Raw genomic sequence first — 16176 nt, 5'->3', positions numbered from 1 at the left:
TACTCCTAGGCCAGCCGCACGCGCGGATCGATGAATGCGTAAGCGGCGTCCACGATGACGTTGAAGAGGATGATGAAGGTCGCCGAGAAGAGCATGACGCCCATCACCATGGGAAGGTCGGTGTTCTGGACGGAGTCGACCGCCAGCTGACCGACGCCCGGGAGCGAGAACGTCCACTCCGTGATCATCGCGCCGCCGAGAAGCGACCCGAGGTCCACGCCGAAGATGGTGACGATGGGGATGAGCGAGCCGCGCCAGGCGTATCGGAAGAAGACGAACTTCGCCGACATGCCCTTGGCCCGCGCCGTGCGGACGTGGTCCTCGGCGAGCTGCTCGATCATCGAAGAACGCGACAGACGCGTGTAGTTCGCGGTGAAGATGATCTGGATCACGAGCCATGGAATGAGCAGGCCCATGAACCAGGCACCCGGGTCCTCCGAGAGAGGCACGTACTTGGGCTGGTCCATGATCCCCAGGTTGAACACGAAGAGCGCGAGGACGAGCGGGCCGATGAAGTAGATCTGCATCGAGCTGAGCACGAGAGAGACCGTGCTGAAGAACTTGTCCGCCATCGTGCCGCGCTTCCAGGCGGCGATCATGCCGGCGCCGAGGCCGATGAACAGGAAGACGACCGCGCCGCCGATCGAGAGCGAGACCGTGGTCGGGAAGCGGTCGAGGATCGTGTCCCAGACCGGCTCCGAGTTGGCGAACGAGTAGCCGAAGCACGGCGCCGGGCAGGCGCCCTGGGCGAAAGTGCGGCCGGCGAAGATGCCGACCATGAAGTGCCAGTACTGCATCGGGATGGGCTCGTCGATGCCCATGTTCTTGCGGATGATCTCCAGCGCGTCCGGTGTGCAGTTCTTGCCACAGGCAAGCATCGCCGGATCTCGCGGTACGGCGTAGAAGAGGAAGAAGGTGACCGCACTGATGATCAGCAGGATCACCATCGCGCCGAGGAACCGGCGGACGAGGAAACGAAGCATGACGGAACGCAGCTCTCGTGGGCAGCGGATTCAGTGGTGGGGGAACGGCCCGTGGGGCCCGCCCCCTGGAAAGACCCCCAGGGGGCGGGCACCCACGGCCGGCGCGTGCAACCGCGCCGTGTGCGCTGTTACTTCTTGATGTAGAGCTGGGTCGGGTCGATGCTGCTGAGGACGTCGTTCATGACGGCGCCACCAACGTTCGATCCGAACAGCTGGATCTGCTTGTAGTACATCAGCGGAACGTCGGGCAGGTCCTCCTTGAGGATCTTGTCCGCGAGCTTGGCCCACTCCTTCGAGGCAGTGTCCGCGTTCTTGATCTTGGAGATGCGGTCCATCTCCTTGTTCATCTTCGGGTTGTCGTAGTGCGAGTAGTTCGACGCACCGTCCTGCACCTGGCGACCGTCCAGAGTCGGCGGAATCACGGTGGAGGCACTCGGCCAGTCGGCACCCCACGAGGAGTGGTACATGTCGTACTTGTTCTTGATCTTGCCGATCTGGTCGTAGTACGTGTCGGTGACGATGTCCTTGAGCTGGACGTTGAACCCGGCCTTCTTGAGGTTGTCCTTGGCCGCGATCGAGAAGTCGGACCACTCGGGCGAGTTCTGGTAGGCGAAGGTGATCTTCGTGCCGGTCTTGCCGGCCTCCTTCAGAATCCGCTTGGCCTTCTTCACGTCACCCTGCGGGTTCTTGACCTTGCCGTACGGGTCGGACTCGGTGTGGCCACCGACCGTCGGGCTCAGGTAGTTACCCGCCAGCTCACCGCCGCCGGAACCACCGAAGGCCTGCAGCAGGGACTGGGCCGGCAGCGCGTAGGCGATGGCCTCGCGGACACGCTTGTCCTTCAGCCGGTCCATGTTGAGCGAGATCTTGCCGACGTAGGGCTGGTAACCCGACAGCGAGCGCTTCTTGACCGACGGGTCGGACCGCACCGACTGCATGCTGGAGGCGTCGACCTGGTTGTTGTAGCTGACCGCGGTCTTGTTCTCGGCACTGTCGGAGACGAGTCGCTTGGTCGATGCCTCGTAGGAGACGCCGAACTGGATGTTGTGCGAGTCCGGGTACTGGTGCCGGACCGAGTCCGTGTTCGGGTCCCACTCGGTGTTGCGGACCAGCTTCATGCTCTTGCCGGACTTGAAGGATTCGATCTTGTACGGACCGGAAGCCACCGGCTTCTTGTCGTACTTCTCCTTCGTGTCGCCCTTCTCCTGGACCGCGGCGTATCCGGCCATGCCCAGCGCGTAGGGCAGGTCGGGCTGCGGGTCCTTGAAGTGGAAGACGATCGTCTTGTCGTTGGGCGTCTCAAGGGTCTTGTCCGGCAGGTGGTCACCCTTGTAGGGGCCGTCCGGCAGAAGCTTGCGGTAGCCGGTGCCGCTCTTGCCGGCCAGCCACTGCTGGATGAAGACCGGGCCCTCGGAGACGAACGGCGCGAACTGCCGCTCGAAGGTGTGGCGGATGTCCTTCGACGTGATCGGGGAGCCGTCCTCCCACTTCACGCCGTCCTTCAGCGTGTACTTCCAGCTCCTCTTGTCCTTCGAGGCCGTACCGCTGTCGGTCGCGAGGTCGCCGACGACCGTGTACTTGCCGGCGTTGTCGCGCTTGTACGTGGTCAGACGACGGTGGATGAGGGTCGACATCGTGCCCTCGTCGCTGACGTACATCTGCGCGGGGTCGAGGTGGGCGAAGCTGTCGCGCGCGTAGACGGTCAGGTCGCCGCCCTTCTTGGCGCCCTTGATCGGCTCCGCCGGACCCTTCGACGCCGCGGCGTCACCGAAGTCGTACTTGACCTGCTGCTTGGCGGCGTCGTCCTTGCTCACGCCGCCGGCGTCACCTCCGCCGCCGCTGCTGCAACCGGTAAGGATGAGCGCCCCGGCTGCGAGCCCCACGACGGAGACGCGCGCCGTACGCATTCTGAATCTGCTCATGGTGGTGGTAGCACCTGCCTGTCGATTGTTAGTTGCTGCCTGACTCAATGCGGTGCTGGGGTGGCAGCACCCCCCGCTGCTCGGTCTTCAACGTCCCGATTTCGGGTCGAAGGCGTCCCTGACCGAGTCCCCGAGCAGGTTGAACGCGACGATGAAGATCACCATCGCGACGCCGGGGAAGATCATGTAGGTGATGTCGCTCTGGTAGACCTCGGCACCCGTGGCGAACATCCGGCCCCAGTCCGGCGTGGAGCCCTGCATGCCCACACCGAGGAAGGAGAGTCCGGCGACCGCGGTGACGAAGTTCGGAAGCATGTAGGTGGCCTGGACCAGGATCGGCGTGACCACGTTGGGCAGCAGCTCCTTGCGGATGATCCGCCAGGGCGGGGTGCCGGCGACCTTCGCCGCCTCGACGAACTCCCGCTCGCGCAGGGTCAGCACCTGACCGCGCAGCAGCCGGGCGAGGGTCATCCAACCCAGCAGCCACATCACGAAGATCAGCACGCAGGCGCGGAGCCACGTCGGCATCTCGTCCTGGGGGTCGACCATGAGCGCCGCGATCACGGGCGTGAAGGCGACGAAGAAGAGCTGGTTCGGGAACGACATCATCAGGTCGGTGAGACGCCCGAGGAAGTAGTCCGTCTTGCCGCCCATGTATCCGCCCGCGACGCCGATCACGATGGCGAGGAGCACGGAGAGGATGGTGATGACCACGGCCAGCGACAGCGAAGTGCGCATCCCGTAGACGAGCTGCGTGAGGACGTCGCGGCCGAGGACGGGCTCGAGGCCGAACCAGAACTCGCCGTCGATCCCGCCGTTGGGCTTGACCGGGTAGGCGTTGTCGTTCAGCAGACCGGGACGGATCTGTCCGTACCGGGTCCACGGGTCCTTGCCGTAGAGCCAGGAGATCACCGGCGCGAGCGCCGCGATCGCGAACACCGTGAGCACCACGATGGCGGAGATGACGCCCGTACGGTCGCGCTTGAAGCGCATCCACATGAGCTGGCCGGGAGAGCGGCCCACGAGCTGGTCTTTCACGGCTTCTTGGCCGCCGGCCGGCTCGGTGGTCAGGCCGACGCCGTCGGGATCTGGGGTCGGTGACCCGGCGATCGCGGCCTGGGATGGACTTGTCATTGTGTCTGCGCCCCCGCGCTCGTCAATCTATGCGGATAGATCCATGCGTTGGCACAGTGGCAGTCCGTGCCATGGGTTGAGGAGACTTTGCAAGTCAATAACTGCTCAGTCAAGAGGTACCGGCTGCAGCATGTGGACCCTCGGCGCATCTTGAGCGAAGGTTTTGCAGATTGAGGTCACAGCGTGCTTGACGCCGATCAGCGCTTTCAGACATATCGTCATATGGGGCCTTGAAACGCGTTAACACGACCGCAACTCAGTCGACGCAGCTCCGATATACGAACCCGCGACTCTGAACTTCGTACGGCCTGTGCGGGTGCCGTAACGGAGGGCCGGGGCGGGGCCATGCCGCCTCGGCCCGGCCGCCGTAGGGGCCTCCGGGGCACCACAGTAGGCTTGCCGGACGCTCCGACGCCGTGCGTACCCGAGCCGCACGGCACTCGGGTAACCGCACGGCGGGGGGCCGTACATGAGCGAGGACAGGAAACTGAGACCCGGCGCCCGCTGGGCCGGCGCCTCGTTGCTGGCCGCGCTGGCGGCGCTCGATCTCGCCTGGATAGTCCGGGACTTCGAGAAGGCGGCGAACGTCACCGACGCGTGGTGGATGTGGTCCGGCCTGATCTTCCGTGCGCAGGACGGGATATGGGCGAGCTCGTTCGTGGAGCCGACGCTCCTCATCCTCAACACGGTGTGCGCCGTGACCGCCGCCGTCTCCTCTGCCGCCGGCGGCATCCTCGTGTCGACGGGAGCGCTGACGATCCTGCTGCGCGTCCCCACCCTGTGGAATCTGAACGCCAGTTGGGTGCAGGGCGGCGTCTCCGACGGGCTGCGCATCAAGGTCCTCGTCAGCGCGATCGCGATGCTCGTCCTCGGTGCCGCGCTGATCGTCCTCGCGGCCGCGGGCCGCCGCGGTGTGCCGGCCGCCTCCGGCAGCACCCGCAGCGGCCGTGACGAACGGCCCGCACGCCCCACTCCGGCCCGAGGCGTGGCCGCGGGTCTGCTGCTGGCCGCGGTGGCAGCCGTGCTGGTCTCCTGGGAGATCCACTCGGCGACCCAGCAGGGCTGGGGGCTGTACTCGCGCCACTTCACCGGCGACAGGTCGCTTGCCACCCTGCTCGCCGTGCCGGAGAGCTGGTACGGCTGCGCTCTCGCCCTGGTCTCGCTGTGCGCCTCGTTCGCGGCGCTCACGCGGGCCCCGTACTCGCGTCCCCTCGGGATGACGGTGAGCGGCCCGCTGCTCGGTCTCGGCCTCTTCCATCTTTCCTTCGCGGCCAAGTCCGGGCTCCTGAGCGGCTTCGGCGAGCTCGCCACCCGCGACCAACTGTGGCTCGCCACGGCCGTGTTCGAGATCCTCGCCGCCCTCGGGATACTGCTGGCCCTCGCCACCCGTGACGGCGACACCGCCGGCCGCGAGACTCAGTCGGGCACGATCCGGGCCTTCTCCTCCGCGTAGTGACAGGCCGAGGGGTGGAGCGCCGGGCCCTCGACCGGGCGGCCGGGTCCCTCGGGGACGCGCAACAGAGGCTCCTCCCGTGCACACCTCTCGTCCGCCTTGCGGCAGCGCGTGCGGAACCGGCAGCCGGACGGCGGGTCGGCGGGTGAGGGCACGTCGCCGTCCAGCACGATGCGCGCCCGCCTCTCCTCCGCATCCGGGTCCGGTACGGGAACGGCCGACAGCAGCGCCTGTGTGTACGGGTGGGTGGGGTGCTCGTAGATCTCGCTCTCCGTGCCGGTCTCGACGAGCTTGCCCAGATACATCACGCCGACCCGGTCGGAGATGTGCCGCACGACGGACAGATCGTGGGCGATGAAGATGTACGAGAGGTCGAACTCGTCCTGCAGCCGCTCCATGAGGTTGATCACCTGCGCCTGCACGGAGACGTCCAGCGCGGAGACCGGCTCGTCCGCCACGATGATCTCCGGCCGCAGGGCGAGCCCCCGCGCGATGCCGATGCGCTGCCTCTGGCCACCGCTGAACTGGTGCGGATAGCGGTTGACGTACTCGGGGTTGAGCCCGACCACGTCCAGCAACTCCTGTACCTTGCGCCGCCGTTCACCCTTGGGCGCGACCTCGGGGTGGATGTCGAAGGGTTCGCCGACGATGTCCCCGACGGTCATGCGGGGGTTCAGCGAGGTGTAGGGGTCCTGGAAGACCATCTGGATGTTGCGGCGCAGGGCCTTCAACGCCCTGCCGCTCAGACTCGTGACGTCCTCGCCCTTGAAGCGGACGCTTCCCGAGGTGGGGGCCTCCAGGCTCGTCACGAGCTTCGCCAGCGTCGACTTGCCGCAGCCCGACTCCCCCACGATGCCGAGGGTCTCGCCGCGCCTCAGCTCGAAGGAGACGCCGTCGACGGCCTTGACTGCGCCCACCTGGCGCTTGATCACGATGCCCTGCGTGAGCGGGTAGTGCTTGACCAGGTCCCGCGCCTCCAGGATCGCCTCGCGGGGCCCTTGCTCCTCCGGTGGCGCGAGAGCCGAGGGCGCCGTCCCCGCGGCGGCCCCTGCCGCGCCGTCATCCGTCGACGTCATCGAGCAGCTCCTCCCAGAAGTGGCACGCGCTGGCCCTGCCCGGCCCGGCGTCGTACAGCGGCGGCTCGTCGGCGTGGCAGACGGGCCGCGCCACGGGACAGCGCGGATGGAAGCTGCAGCCCTGCGGGATGTTCAGCAGGCTCGGCGGCAGCCCCTTGACGGCGTCGAGCTGCTGTCCCTTCTGGTCGAGCCGCGGGATGGAGTCCAGCAGGCCCCGGGTGTACGGGTGTGCGGGCGCCCGGTAGAGGTCACGGACGGGAGCGGTCTCGACGATCCGGCCCGCGTACATCACGGCGATCCGGTCGGCGGTGTCCGCAACGACACCCAGGTCGTGGGTGATCAGGATCAGTCCCATGCGGAACTCGCTCTGCAGATCCGCCAGCAGATCCATCACCTGGGCCTGGACGGTGACGTCGAGGGCCGTGGTCGGTTCGTCCGCGATGATCAGCTCCGGCTCCAGGGCCAGAGCCATGGCGATCATGATGCGCTGGCGCATGCCGCCGCTGAACTGGTGCGGGTAGTCGCCTGCTCGCGCCCGCGCGGCGGGGATGCGTACGCGCTCCATCAGTTCCACCGCCCGCGCCCGCGCCTCCTTGCGGGATGCGCCACGGTGCACCCGGAACATCTCGCCGAGCTGCTGGCCGACGCTGAGCACGGGGTTCAGGGCGGACAGCGCGTCCTGGAAGATCATCGCCATGCGGGCGCCGCGCACGCCGCGGCGCTCCTCCGCGGACATCTTGAGCAGGTCCCGTCCGCCGAACAGGATCTCGCCGCGCGTGACGCGTCCCGGCGGAGTGTCGAGGATGCCCATCACGGCCTGCGCGGTCACGGACTTGCCGGAGCCGGACTCACCGAGCACGGCCAGCGTCTCCCCTGCGTCCACCCCGAAGCTGACGCCGTCGACGGCGGTGGCGACGCCGTCGCGCGTGCGGAACTCCACGGCCAGGTCGCGGACTTGGAGCAACTGCGGGGGGCCGGAGGCGGACGGGGTCTCGTGCCCCGCCTGTGTCTGTGTCACGTACGCCTCCCTCAGCGCAGCTTGGGATCGAGGGCGTCGCGCACCGCGTCGCCGAGCATGATGAACGCCAGCACGGTCAGGCTCAGCGCGGCCGCGGGATAGAGCAGGATGTGCGGCGCGTTGCGGAACTGCATCCCTTGCGAGGCGTCGGAGATGTCGGCCCCCCAGGAGACCGTGGGCGGCTGGAGCCCGACGCCGAGATAGCTGAGGGTCGCCTCCAGGGCGATGTACGTGCCGAGTGCGATGGTCGCTGTCACGATGACCGGTGCGACCGCGTTCGGGAGGATGTGCCGCGCCAGCATGCGCGCGTTCCCGGCGCCCAGGGCGCGCGCGGCCAGCACGTAGTCGTTCTGCTTGGCCGAGATGACCGACCCGCGGGCGATACGGGCGATCTGCGGCCAGCCCAGCAGCACGATGAAGGCGACCACCGTCCACACCGAACGGCTGCCCGTCATCGAGAGGAAGACCAGACCCCCGAGCATGATCGGGATTCCGAAGAAGACATCGGTGAGCCGCGAGATCAGGGCGTCCCACCAGCCGCCGAAGAACCCGGCCAGCCCGCCGAGGAAGCCCCCCGCGGCGGCCACGCCCAGGGTGGCGCAGACGCCGACGGTCACGGACGTACGGGCCCCGTAGACGACCCGCGTGTACACGTCGCACCCCTGGGTGTCGAAGCCGAACCAGTGGCCGGGCGAGGCCGGGTCGAGGGATCTGTCCAGCCGGCAGGAGAGCGGGTTGCGGGTGGCGATGAGACCGGGCCACAGCGAGATCAGGACGAGGAAGAGGATCAGCAGCGCCGAGACGACGAAGACCGGATTGCGCCGCAGATCGTGCCAGGCGTCCGACCACAGGCTGCGGGCACGCTCCCCGGGCGCGGGCTCCTGGGGGGCGGCCGGCGGTGCGGCGGGGTCGGCGCCGGGTGCGGGTGCGGGTCGGGTCGCCCCTGCCGTACCCGAGGCAGTGCCTGCCGCCGCCCCTGATGTGGCTCCGGCGGTCGACCCGGCCGCGGGGGCCGCGGCGGAGGGCTCGTCGGAGGCCCACGGGCTCTCGGGCGCACGCTCAACCATGCGCCACCTCCCGCCCGTCGGCCGTTCCGGCTGCGGTGCCGTCGATTTCACGCATAGCGGATCCTCGGGTCGAGCACGGCGTAGAGGAGGTCGACGATCAGGTTCGCGAGCAGGAAGACGATCACGAGGACCGTCACGAAGCCGACGACGGTCGGCGAGTTCTGCCGGACGATGCCCTGCCAGAGCTGGAAGCCGACCCCCTGGATGTTGAAGATCCGCTCCGTGACCAGGGCGCCCGCCATGAGGTTCCCGACGTCCGTGCCGAGGAAGGTCACGACGGGGATCAGCGAGTTGCGCAGCAGATGACGCACGTTCACGCGGGCCCGCGGCAGGCCCTTGGCGAGCGCGGTGCGTACGTAGTCGGCCCTGGCGTTCTCGCTGATGGAGGCCCGGGTGAGCCGCGTGACGTAGGCCAGCGACAGCAGCGCCAGCACGAGTCCCGGCAGCAGGAGCTGGCCGACCGGCGCCTCGGGTGAGACGGCCGGTGCGATCCACCCCCACTTCACGCCGAGCACGTACTGCGCGAGCGTGCCGGTGACGAACGTCGGCACCGAGATCACGACCAGCGTGAGCATCAGTACCGAGCTGTCGAGCGGCCGGCCCCGTCGCAGGCCGGTCACCACGCCGAGGGCGATGCCGATGATGACCTCGATGACGACCGCGATCAGCGCGAGCCGCAGCGTCACGGGAAAGGCCCTGCCCATCAGTTCGGTGACGGGCTGTCCGTTGAACGCGTTGCCGAACTCACCGGTGAAGATGTCGCCCATGTAGAGCAGGTACTGAAGCCACAGCGGCTTGTCGAGATGGAACTGGCTGCGCAGCTGTGCGGCTGTGGCGGGGTCGGGAGCCCGGTCCCCGAACATCGCGTTGACCGGGTCTCCGACCGCGTACACCATCACGAAGATGAGGAACGTCGTCCCGACGAACACCGGGACCATCTGGAGCAGTCGTCTGATGACGTAGCGCCCCACGGTATTTCACTCTCTCACTTGACTCTGATGTCGGTGAAGACCGGGACGGAGAAGGGGTTGAGGCGCACGTCGCTCACCCTGTCCGAATATCCCGCGTTGCCGTCCTGGTACCAGAGCGGAATTGCGGGGAGGTCCTTCAGCACGATCTCCTCGGCCTTCTGGAACTTGCTCACGGCCGCCTCCTCGCCGGCGGCGTTCGCCTCGTCGATGAGCTTGTCGACGCGCTTGTCGGAGTAGCCGGCGTCGTTCGAGGAGGCGTCGGTGTAGTACAGCGGCTGCATGAAGTTCTGGATCAGCGGATAGTCCATCTGCCAGCCGGTGCGGAACATGCTCTTCAGCTTCTTTCCTGCGATGTCCTTGCGGAATTCGCTGAAGGTCGGCACGGGGTTGACGGTGCACGCGCCGTTCTTGTCGAGCGTGTTGTTGATGCTGTTGCACACGGCGTCCATCCACTGCCGGTGCGAACCCGTGTCGACGTTCGAGGTGAGCGTGACCTTGCCGCCCGGCAGACCGCCCGCGTCCTCGATCAGCTTCTTCGCCTCTTTCGGGTCGTACTTGCAGACCTCGCCGCACATACCGGGCTCGTATCCGCCGGACTTCGTCAGTACGGGAGAGGTCAGGTCACCGGCCGGCTTGCGGGTGCCGTGGTAGATCTTCTCGGTCACCTGCTTGCGGTTGATCGCCATCGACAGCCCGACGCGGACCTGCTTGGCCTTCTCTGTCTGCCATTCCTTCCGGTAGAGCGGGAAGGAGAGCGTCTGGAGGATTCCCGCGGGCTGGTTGATGTAGCGCCCGCCGAGATCCCGCTTGGCATTCTTGAGCTGGCCCGCGGGAAGCTCGTCGAAGACGTCGAGGTTCCCGGCCTGGAGGTCGGTGTAGCCGGTGTTCTGGTCGGTGTAGACCTTCAGCTCGACGCCCTTGTTCTTCGGCTTGTCCGGGCCCGCGTACTCCTTGTTGACCGAGAGCCTCATGGACTGGCCCTTGGTGTAGGAGTCGATCTGGTACGGGCCGTTCCCGACGGGTTTCTTCAGCCAGGCCGCGTGGTTGTTGAAGAACTTCCCCGGTAGCGGCGAGAAGGCCGCGTAGCCGAGGGTGTCGGGCCACTGGGAGAACTTCTGGTTGAGCTTCACCTTGAAGCTGTCCTTGCCGGTCACCTTCAGCCCGGACATCTTCTTCGCCTTGGGCTTGGCGCTCTCGTTCTCCGGGTGCACGTCGTCGTAGCCGTCGATGTACTCGAAGAAGTACGAGCTGACCTGCTTGTTGGTGACGAGCGCGCCGTAGTTCCACGCGTCGACGAAGGACTTCGCGGTGACGGGAGTGCCGTCGGAGAACTTCCAGCCCTTCTTCAGGGTGATGTCGAAGTTCTGCTGGTCGTCGGTCCTGATCGATTTCGCTACGGCGTTCTCCGCCTTGCCCGTCCGGGGGTTGTAGCGCTTGAGCCCCCGGAACGTCATCTCCAGGACCTTGCCGCCCTGCACCTCGTTGGTGTTGGCGGGCTCGAGCGGATTCTGGGGGTCGGTCCAGAAGGCGCGCACGATACCGGCGTCCGAACCGGCCGCGGCACCGCCGCCGGCTCCTCCCCCGCCGCACCCCGCAGCTGCCAGGGTGACTGCCGTCGCACAGCCGAATGCCCACGTGACACGCGTGGCTCCACGCATTGGGTGCCTCCTCGGTACCGCCGACGTCATGCCTTGCGGACCAGATAACACCCTTCGCGCATCTTCATCTCGCTGCCCCGGCGGCGCCACGTCCCCGTTCGCGCACAAACGCCCGTCTGCCACAGCCCTATTGCGGCCCTTTTCCAGGCAACGCATGGGGAATTCAGGCAATGGAAAGCGGCGGCCCCCGGTACGTCCGGCCGGGTGACCGGACGTGCCAGGGACCGCCGTTCCACGGATTCGGCCCACGGGTCCGGGCCGGACGGGACTGGCCCCGTGCGCCGTTCAGCACGCGGGGCCGCGCGCGACTCGCAGGGTCAGCGCTTGGCGCGCGCCGCCGCCCGGCCGCGCGCCTTCTGGTCGAGCTCCACCTTGCGGATGCGAACCGTGTCCGGAGTGACCTCGATGCACTCGTCCTCGCGGCAGAACTCCAGCGACTGCTCCAGGGAGAGCTTCCGCGGCGGCACCAGGTTCTCCGTGGTGTCGGCGGCCGCAGCCCGCATGTTGGTGAGCTTCTTCTCCTTGGTGATGTTCACGTCCATGTCGTCGGAACGGGAGTTCTCGCCGACGATCATGCCCTCGTAGACCTCGGTGCCCGGCTCGATGAAGATCGTGCCGCGCTCTTGGAGATTCATCATCGCGAACGGCGTCGCCGAGCCGGCCCTGTCCGCGACGAGCGAGCCGCTGCGCCTCGTGCGCAGGTCTCCGAACCACTGCTCGTGGCCCTCGAAGATGCTGTGCGCGATGCCCGTCCCCCTGGTCTCCGTCAGGAACTCCGTGCGGAACCCGATGAGGCCGCGCGCCGGGACGATCCACTCCATGCGGACCCAGCCGGAACCGTGGTTGGTCATCGTCTCCATGCGCCCCTTGCGCGAGGCCATGAGCTGCGTGATGGCACCCATGAACTCCTCGGGGGCATCGATCGTCATGCGCTCCACGGGTTCGTGCAGCTTGCCGTCGATCTGCCGCGTGACGACCTCGGGCTTGCCGACCGTCAGCTCGAAACCCTCGCGGCGCATGGTCTCGACGAGGATGGCCAAGGCCAGCTCGCCGCGGCCCTGTACCTCCCAGGCGTCGGGGCGCTCGGTCGGCAGGACACGCAGGGAGACGTTGCCGACGAGCTCCCGGTCGAGCCGGTCCTTCACCAGACGCGCCGTCACCTTGTGCTTCTTGCCGCCCTTGCCGACCAGCGGGGACGTGTTCGTGCCGATCGTCATCGAGATCGCCGGCTCGTCGACGGTGATGAGCGGCAGGGCGACCGGGTTCTCCGGGTCGGCGAGCGTCTCGCCGATCATGATGTCGGGGATGCCGGCGACCGCGCAGATGTCGCCGGGCCCGGCGGCGTCCGCGGGCTTGCGGGTCAGCGCGTCCGTCATCATCAGCTCGGTGATGCGTACGTTGTGCTCCGAGCCGTCCCGCTTGAGCCAGGCGACCGTCTGGCCCTTCTTCAGCGTGCCGTTCTTCACGCGCAGCAGGGCGATGCGGCCGAGGAAGTTGTCGGCGTCGAGGTTGGTGACATGGGCCTGGAGAGGCGCGTCCTCCTCGTACGTCGGCGCGGGGACCGTCTCCAGCAGCGTGGTGAAGAACGGTTCGAGGCTGTCGCTGTCGGCGGGGACGGTGCCGTCCTCGGGCTGCGTCAGGGACGCGACGCCGTCACGCGCGCACGCGTAGACGATGGGGAACTCGATCTGCTCCTCGTCGGCGTCCAGGTCGAGGAAGAGGTCGTAGGTGTCGTCGACGACGGCGGAGATGCGGGCGTCGGACCGGTCGGTCTTGTTGATGCACAGGATGACCGGGAGGCGCGCTTCCAGCGCCTTGCGCAGCACGAAGCGGGTCTGCGGCAGCGGCCCCTCGGAGGCGTCCACGAGCAGCACCACCGCGTCCACCATGGACAGGCCGCGCTCGACCTCACCGCCGAAGTCGGCGTGGCCGGGGGTGTCGATGATGTTGATGACGACGGACTCGCCGCCCTTGGGGTGGTACTTCACGGCGGTGTTCTTCGCGAGAATCGTGATGCCCTTCTCGCGTTCCAGGTCGCTGGAGTCCATCACACGGTCGTCGACCGACTCCAGCTGGTGCGCTGCGAACGCCCCTGCCTGCTTGAGCATGGCGTCGACGAGGGTGGTCTTCCCGTGGTCGACGTGGGCGACGATGGCGACGTTGCGGATGTCATGACGCGTGGGCATGGCTGACTGACGCTTCTCCCGGATCGTGGGTGGGGCACGGTGCGAAGGTGCTCCTCACGCGCCCTGCCGGGCTGGGTCTCGCCGCGGCTCCGTCAACCATGGTAAGGCCCGGCCACCCCGCGGACGCCTTCCGCCCTGTGGAGGACGGGGGCATCGGCGGGGTGGCCGGTATCGGACCTGCTACTTCTCGAAGCCGATGTCCTGGTAGCGCGGCGTCTCAAAGCCGAAGGCACCGGCGTTGGCGACCTTGTCACCGGCCGCCACGAGCTGCGGCCGCTGGTAGAGGGGCACCGAGCCCGCCGCCGCCCAGATCCGGGCGTCGGCGCGCTTGATGAGGTCGTTGCGGGCGCCGTCGTCGAGTTCCCTCGACGCCTGCTCGAAGAGCTGGTCGATCTGGTTGGTGCCGACCCGCGTGTAGTTCTGCTCGACGAGCAGAGAACCGTCCGCCGCGGCCGCCGGCTTGGCGAAGATCGGACGGGCGTCCGTCGCCGGGTAGGCGGTGCCGGGCCAGGAATAGATGGCCAGGTCGTAGTCGCCCGAGGCGATGTGCTTGGCGAAGTAGTCCTCGGCGGGGACGTGCTTCATCCGCGTACGGACGCCGATGCGGGTCAGCTCCTTGGCGATCCGGGCCCCGGTGTCCTTGATCGACTCCGAGCCCGGTCCCGAAGGGAGTACGAAGCGCAGCGTCAGCGGCTTCCCCGCCTTCATACGCTGCACCTTCGCGCCGCCGTCGGAGAGGAGCCGCAGTTCCGCCGCGTCGGCGCGCGCATCCGTGGCCTCGTCCAGGACGGCCCAGGCCTCGCGGATCTGGCTCTCGGAGCCGCTCGCCTCCGCCGTGCTCAGCTGTGCGAGGGCCGCCTGCGTCTTGAGCGAGGCGCTCTGTCCGGCGGTGGCGGGAGAGAGCACCAGCGGCTGTCCCGCGATCCGGTCGGCCTCGTGCGCGCTCACTGGGGCCGCCGCGGGTGCTGCGGCTCCGGCACGGTCCTGGGACTTGCCCTGCTGGGCATTCTTGCCTTCGTCGTTCCCGTCGCCCTTGCCGTCCCTGGCGTCCTCGTTCTGCTTCCGGCCCTCGTTCTTGTCGCTGTCCTTCTTGCCGTGCTCGCCCTTCTTGGCGTCCGCGCCGGCGCTGGATCCCGACCGTGAGCCCCCGTCCTTCCAGCCGGCCTCCGCCAGGAGCGACTGCGCCGACTCCACGTCCTGCTTCCCGAGGGCGTCGCTGTTGTCCGCGTATCCGTCCTGGTCGATCATCCGAAGGTGGCTGCCCAGCGACTTGACGGGCAGTCCCGTGCCGCGCAGCGCGCGCTTGGCGATGCCCTCGCGGTCGATGGCGCGGGCGACGGCCCGCCGCACCCGCTCATCCGCGAGCGGGCCCGAGGCGCCGTTGAGCGCGAGCTGGGTGTAGGCGGGTTCGAAGGCGTGGCGCAGGGCGACGTGGCGCAGGTGCCCGTCCCGCTGCGCCTGCTTGCGCAGCTCCTCCGTGGACTTGCGCGGATGGTCCTCGCGCTTCCTGCTCTTGGCGTCCTCCTCCCCTCCCTTGTGCGCGCGGACGATGCTGCGCACGGTGGCCACGTCGACCTCGGCGAGGTCGAGCTCCCCTTGCCGCAGCGCCTCCTGGCGCTCGTTGCGGGGGACGACCCGCAGCATGATCCGCTTCAGCTTCGCCTCGTCGCCCCACCACTTGCTGTTCCGTACGAGCGTGACCGAGGTGTCGCCGCGGTGGATCTTCTTGACGCGGAAGGGGCCGGCGGAGACGGACAGCGAGGTGCGCGCGGAGTGCTTGAAGTCGTCGGCGCGGCCCATGACCGTCTTCGGGTAGAGGGGCGTGAACAGCGACTTCCAGTCGGCGTACGGCTTGCGGAAGACGACCTTCACCTCGTGCGCGTTCTCGCCCCTGGTCACCTTGCCGATGCGGTCGTAGCCCGCGTTCCGGGCGGCGCGGAACGACTTGTGTTTGCCGCTGAGCGCCTTCCACTGGGCCTTGAAGTCGGCCACGCCGATGGAGCGTCCGCTGCTCCACCTCGCCTTGGGGTTGAGCTTGTAGACGACGGTCTGGCGCGGCTCGCGGGTGGTGATCTCGGCGGACTCGACGTAGTCGGTGTTGAGCTGCGGGCGGGCCGCTGAGTCGAGCGTGAAGACGGAGGGCAGTGTGGCGCCGGTGACGCGCTCGGTCGTCGAGTCGGCAGTGGGCTGGAACGCGTTGAGTGTGGGCGGCAGGGAGTCGATGGCCCAGTGCAGCGAGCCGCCCGATGCGATCTGTTCACGGTCGAGGTGGGGAACGTCTCGTGAGGCGCCGCTGCCGCCTCCTTCGGAGCTGGGACCACCACCGTCGCCGGATGTGCACCCGGCGAGAGGGATCAGCGCGCCGGCCAGGAGGAGTGCGAGTGAACGCCGGGTGGCTGCGTCGAGAGCTTGCGCGGCTGGCATGTCTGAACCTCCGGGGCTCGGGGTCCTGGTGGGCGTACACGCGGCTCGGGTGCCTGCGTGGGACCACGTTCGGCGGCATAGGCGTTTCATCACATCTATCGCCCACTGAAGGCGAGGCCGTGTGCCGTGGCTCGGAGGCTCGGCCGCGTCGCGTGGCACGCCACCCGTGCGGAGCACAGAACGTCGAAGGCCCCGGGACGGGCCGGAGAAGGCCAGGAACCAGAGAGCCCGGAAAAGGCAGAGACAGCCAGCTCGCGAGGACATATCTTTGACTCAGTCAAAGA

Annotated in this window: 11 protein-coding genes; 1 reads left to right on the top strand and 10 read right to left on the bottom strand. The window is 67.9% G+C overall.

Annotated features, from left to right (window positions below; translation table 11 throughout):
- Positions 1-5 precede the first annotated feature (5 nt).
- From I004_RS0101935 to I004_RS0101925, 3 genes are all read right to left on the bottom strand, one after another.
- A complete protein-coding gene (locus I004_RS0101935) occupies positions 6-983 on the bottom strand; it encodes an ABC transporter permease (protein WP_028434112.1) in 978 nt (325 codons plus the stop codon).
- Between the two features lie 128 nt (positions 984-1111).
- Positions 1112-2905: an ABC transporter substrate-binding protein gene (locus tag I004_RS0101930; protein WP_028434111.1), complete on the bottom strand. Its 1794-nt coding sequence runs from the start codon at positions 2903-2905 to the stop codon at positions 1112-1114.
- An 87-nt stretch (positions 2906-2992) separates the two neighbouring features.
- Complete coding sequence (locus I004_RS0101925) at positions 2993-4039, bottom strand: ABC transporter permease (protein ID WP_028434110.1); 1047 nt, start codon at positions 4037-4039, stop codon at positions 2993-2995.
- Between the two features lie 469 nt (positions 4040-4508).
- On the opposite strand from I004_RS0101925, the gene I004_RS31590 reads away from it, so the two are divergent.
- Complete coding sequence (locus I004_RS31590; RefSeq protein WP_158676978.1) at positions 4509-5492, top strand: hypothetical protein; 984 nt, start codon at positions 4509-4511, stop codon at positions 5490-5492.
- Here I004_RS31590 and I004_RS0101915 read toward each other — a convergent pair.
- The 7 genes from I004_RS0101915 to I004_RS0101885 form a co-directional block, all read right to left on the bottom strand.
- A complete protein-coding gene (locus tag I004_RS0101915) occupies positions 5456-6568 on the bottom strand; it encodes a dipeptide ABC transporter ATP-binding protein (RefSeq protein WP_028434109.1) in 1113 nt (370 codons plus the stop codon). The genes I004_RS31590 and I004_RS0101915 overlap by 37 nt on opposite strands.
- The gene (locus tag I004_RS0101910; RefSeq protein WP_486579666.1) at positions 6552-7586 is read right to left on the bottom strand and encodes an ABC transporter ATP-binding protein; all 1035 of its coding nucleotides are present in this window, start codon (positions 7584-7586) and stop codon (positions 6552-6554) included. Before I004_RS0101910 ends, I004_RS0101915 begins: the two co-directional genes overlap by 17 nt.
- 11 nt (positions 7587-7597) lie before the next feature.
- Positions 7598-8653 (bottom strand): ABC transporter permease, encoded by a 1056-nt coding sequence (locus I004_RS31585; protein WP_037974567.1) that lies wholly within the window; start codon positions 8651-8653, stop codon positions 7598-7600.
- Between the two features lie 47 nt (positions 8654-8700).
- Positions 8701-9624: an ABC transporter permease gene (locus I004_RS0101900; protein ID WP_028434107.1), complete on the bottom strand. Its 924-nt coding sequence runs from the start codon at positions 9622-9624 to the stop codon at positions 8701-8703.
- 14 nt (positions 9625-9638) lie between these two features.
- Positions 9639-11282: an ABC transporter substrate-binding protein gene (locus tag I004_RS0101895; RefSeq protein ID WP_028434106.1), complete on the bottom strand. Its 1644-nt coding sequence runs from the start codon at positions 11280-11282 to the stop codon at positions 9639-9641.
- Between the two features lie 317 nt (positions 11283-11599).
- A complete protein-coding gene (gene typA / locus I004_RS0101890) occupies positions 11600-13468 on the bottom strand; it encodes a translational GTPase TypA (RefSeq protein WP_028434105.1) in 1869 nt (622 codons plus the stop codon).
- Between the two features lie 180 nt (positions 13469-13648).
- The gene (locus tag I004_RS0101885; protein ID WP_028434104.1) at positions 13649-15892 is read right to left on the bottom strand and encodes an ABC transporter family substrate-binding protein; all 2244 of its coding nucleotides are present in this window, start codon (positions 15890-15892) and stop codon (positions 13649-13651) included.
- Between the last annotated feature and the right edge of the window lie 284 nt (positions 15893-16176).

It is taken from the genome of Streptomyces sp. TAA486 (assembly GCF_000426165.1).
Note: the sequence above shows the minus strand (reverse complement) of the source record. Positions and strands in the feature narration are given on the sequence as shown.